This window comes from Tunicatimonas sp., assembly GCF_049647865.1.
GTDB lineage: Bacteria > Bacteroidota > Bacteroidia > Cytophagales > Cyclobacteriaceae > Tunicatimonas.
The window spans coordinates 1-3,612 of record NZ_JBARYM010000086.1; the positions used below are offsets into that span (position 1 = coordinate 1).

Here is a 3,612-nt window from a genome sequence, read left to right on the forward strand (position 1 = left end):
GAAGGGGGCGATCCTCAACTAGAAAAAGCTATTGAGGTAGCACTGGAACTGCTAGAAGAGGAAGCACCCGAGTTATTATCGCAGCCAGATGATCCCGTGCGGGTGCTGCGCCCATCAGACCAATAGAATAGACTCTCTCAAAAATCTCCGAGGCCATTCCAAGAAAAGGAGTAACTGATGAGGCACATGCATTGACTTTGATCTACTTCTATGTTTAGAAAATTAGTGCTACCCGCTACACTACTTGGCATTCTTTGCTTCTTAATTGGATTTCTGGGAAAGTACCACTGGCTGCTCGATATTTTTTCACATTTCAGAGTGCAGTATCTATTTTATTTTCTGGTGCTGTTCACTCTTTCTATTGTTTTTAGGAAGAGAAATATAGCGATAGTAAACGGAGTTTTCGTATTGCTTATCCTAAGCAGCTTACTAAAATTTTACTGGCCTAATAATGTGCCCCAATCTACTTCGAGCGTACTAAAGATAGCCTCAATTAATTTACTATCGTCTAATCATGAGTACGCGCAGGTTAAGGAGTTCATTTATACTGCTCAACCTGATGTTGTGGTTGTTCTGGAACTTACTACCACTTGGAAAGACCAACTTCGCGATTTATACGATGAGTATTCTTACCAGCACATGCAACCGCAAGGCAATAATTTCGGCATTGGAATGCTGAGCAAAATCCCCTTGAGAAATGCGTATTCTGTACTACTGAGCGAAGCTCAAGCACCTACTGTGGTAGCGAATGTAAATCTCGACGATCAGTTAGTCACTATTATCGGAACTCATCCTATGTCACCGGGTGGATTTGAAAACTACCAATGGCGGAATAAGCAACTTACCAATTTGGGGAAATTAGCTTCGCAGCAAACGAATCCCGTGGTGCTGGTCGGCGATTTAAATTGTACGTCTTTTTCCCCTAATTTTTCCCGGCTAACCGAAGAAACTAAGTTGCGCGATTCGCGGCTAGGGTACGGATTACAGCCATCGTGGCCTGCTTATATTTTTCCGCTTCAAATACCCATTGACCACTGTTTGATTAGTGAAGACGTGGTAGTATTAGCTCGGGAGATGGGGCCTAATGTAGGTTCAGATCATTTGCCGGTTATCGTAACTGTTGGTATTGCAAATTGACTTAAACCACTGCTTTTTCTAAAAGCATTAGCTTCTTTTCACTGGCATCTAACCGAGCTTGAGCACCGAATGGGATAGTAGCGTTACGTTTAATGTGACCGAACATTAGTCCATAGAGTACCGGGATGCCGAGGGAAGCCAGACGGTCGTAAAGTACGTGGGCCAGCGAGAAAGACTTATCTTCATCATCAGTTTCACAATCGGTGAACAAACCAAGAACGATACCTTTGGCCGCGGGAAGCTTTTCAGGATCAAGTAGTAGTTGAGTGAGCATTCGGTCGATGCGGTAGGGAGCTTCACCTACATCTTCTAGAAACACAATCTTATCGCGCATGTCGATATCATAAGGCGTACCGCACATGGAGCTAACTAGCGTAAGGTTACCGCCCACCAAACTTCCTTCGGCTTCTCCTGGAGCAAGGGTAATTAGCTCGGCAGTAGAAATAGTAGTATCCGCTTCGTCTTGCAGATAGAGTGGCACCAATTCTTTCTCGCTAATATTTTCCGGATTTTGGTAGGTGAGCGAACTACTTGGTTCCAATAGTATTTTTTGAAAATATTCGCGGGTGTAATCATTGTAGTCCGAAGTGCTCATCGGTCCATGAAAGCAAATCAATCCCGTCTGGCTATGTAAACCGTAGAGTAACCCAGTAATATCGCTGTAGCCAATGAGAACTTTGGGGTTATTGCGAATTAAGTCGTAGTCTAAATAAGGAAGTAGGCGAGTGGTACCGTAACCTCCGGCGGCGCACATAATTCCGGCTACGTCTTCATCGGCAAACATCTGGTTAATGTCATCGGCTCGCTGCCGATCGGTGCCGCCTAAGTATCCCTTCTTTACTAGCATATTTTCAGTGTACTTCACTCGAAAACCGAGCTTCGCTAAATTCTCTACCGATTCGCGCAGCTTTTCTTCAGTGAGGTAGCGGGAAGGCGTGATTAGCCCAATAGTATCACCAGCTTTCAATCTATTGGGTTTTATAGGATTAGGCGGAGCGGTTATCTTCAACGATGGGACCAGTAGCCCGGTAAATGAGGCAGCAGTAGCATTGCGAAAGAACTGGCGACGGTGCATAATCTAATGGTATAAAAATTCGGGAAGATGCGGATAAACTGTTAGCTTTGCGGGAAATTTGTAATCAGCAAGTTAGTATAAATTAACAAACATGGCAGGAAACAGAACCTTTTCTATGATTAAGCCCGACGCAGTGTCGGAAGGTAATATTGGCGCAATTTTAAAGATGATGGAGGAAGCGGGTTTTCGCATTGTAGCGATGAAAAAAACTCAGCTTGGCAAGCAGACTGCTGGCAAATTCTACGAAGTCCATAAGGAGCGCCCATTCTATAACGACCTGACTGACTACATGTCGTCCGGCCCTATTGTAGCCCTGATCTTAGAAAAAGATAATGCGGTAGCCGATTTTCGTAAACTGATCGGAGCCACCAATCCAGCGGAGGCGGAAGAAGGAACCATTCGCAAATTATACGCTAAGTCGATTGAGGCCAACGCCGTACACGGTTCCGATGCCGACGAAACTGCCCAACAAGAAGGTAGCTTTTTCTTCGCGGAGATAGAACGGTCTTAGTTATTTTGAAAGAAAATATCCGAAGGTGCTTATCCGGTTAGGAAAGGCTTCGGATGTTTAACATTGGCGAGGATATTTACCGCAAGCAAAAAACGGTTTACTAATGTTAATTAGCCATCTCTGGACTCTTTACGTAGGCGTATTTCTCCAACCAGGAGGGTAATTTGTTGGTTTGAGTCATCGTATTCGTTACGAAGACAGGGTCAATACTAACTACTTTGGTACCAGGATTGATCTTGATAGTATGATTAGACTTTATAAGGAAGAGACTTCTACGGGCTAAATTAAATTCGCAGTCGCCCATACCAACATCAACCACTGTGTATTCTCGGGACCGTAGCTGACCTAGCGGTTTACCATTAATCCATATATTCATCCGATCGTCGTTGCCCATCAATAAGGGATCAGCGCCATTGTAGATTAGTATTTTTCCGTCGCCTAAACTATCTATGTTGGCTTGATGCAAATTATTCTTGATTAGGTAATTCTCTGAAGCTACTGGCTTTAGTGTGCAGGATACACTCCCCAAAGCAATAGTAACAATGCAAATCGCGAAGAAACTCCTTAATTGAACCATAGCTATATTCGTTTATAGATAAAAAAAGTGCCGATCTATAAAGTTTTACGGTTCAAGAAATAGAAATGTTCTCATCAGAATGCGGGACGTAGCGTATCATTTCTGCATCTCTACTGACTGTTCTTGGTTCTTCTCTTCCTTTTTATCAAAGAACACTCTCTTTATCCATCTGGGTAAAAAGATTGCCCCGAGCAACAGGTACGGATAGTAGGTGAGCATCCGCCACAAAATATTGGTTACAATGGTATAATCACCCAGGAACTCGTAGAAGAACTGGTTGAAGAAAAACTCGGCCGTACCACTGCTACCGGG

General features: G+C 43.7%; 4 protein-coding genes and 1 pseudogene. 2 read left to right on the plus strand and 3 right to left on the minus strand.

Features of this window, described 5'->3' with window-relative positions:
- Positions 1–210 precede the first annotated feature (210 nt).
- Positions 211–1,137: an endonuclease/exonuclease/phosphatase family protein gene (locus WBA23_RS02975; RefSeq protein ID WP_424580761.1), complete on the plus strand. Its 927-nt coding sequence runs from the start codon at positions 211–213 to the stop codon at positions 1,135–1,137.
- 1 nt (position 1,138) lies between these two features.
- On the opposite strand, the gene WBA23_RS02980 is transcribed toward WBA23_RS02975, so the two are convergent.
- Positions 1,139–2,212 (minus strand): S66 peptidase family protein, encoded by a 1,074-nt coding sequence (locus WBA23_RS02980; protein WP_424580762.1) that lies wholly within the window; start codon positions 2,210–2,212, stop codon positions 1,139–1,141.
- 91 nt (positions 2,213–2,303) lie between these two features.
- Between WBA23_RS02980 and WBA23_RS02985 the strand changes: the two genes are divergently transcribed.
- Complete coding sequence (locus tag WBA23_RS02985) at positions 2,304–2,723, plus strand: nucleoside-diphosphate kinase (RefSeq protein WP_424580763.1); 420 nt, start codon at positions 2,304–2,306, stop codon at positions 2,721–2,723.
- 106 nt (positions 2,724–2,829) lie between these two features.
- On the opposite strand, the gene WBA23_RS02990 is transcribed toward WBA23_RS02985, so the two are convergent.
- On the minus strand, positions 2,830–3,300 hold the full coding sequence (locus WBA23_RS02990; protein WP_424580764.1) for a hypothetical protein: 471 nt from the start codon (positions 3,298–3,300) through the stop codon (positions 2,830–2,832).
- A 96-nt stretch (positions 3,301–3,396) separates the two neighbouring features.
- Positions 3,397–3,612: pseudogene (locus WBA23_RS02995) on the minus strand (TIGR00374 family protein); the annotation flags it as partial.

Bases quoted from the DNA above. Each gene is read 5' to 3' on its own strand.
- WBA23_RS02975 (WP_424580761.1), top strand. From the start codon at position 211: ATGTTTAGAAAATTAGTGCTACCCGCTACACTACTTGGCATTCTTTGC.
- WBA23_RS02980 (WP_424580762.1), bottom strand. From the start codon at position 2,212: ATGCACCGTCGCCAGTTCTTTCGCAATGCTACTGCTGCCTCATTTACC.
- WBA23_RS02990 (WP_424580764.1), bottom strand. From the start codon at position 3,300: ATGGTTCAATTAAGGAGTTTCTTCGCGATTTGCATTGTTACTATTGCT.
- WBA23_RS02985 (WP_424580763.1), top strand. From the start codon at position 2,304: ATGGCAGGAAACAGAACCTTTTCTATGATTAAGCCCGACGCAGTGTCG.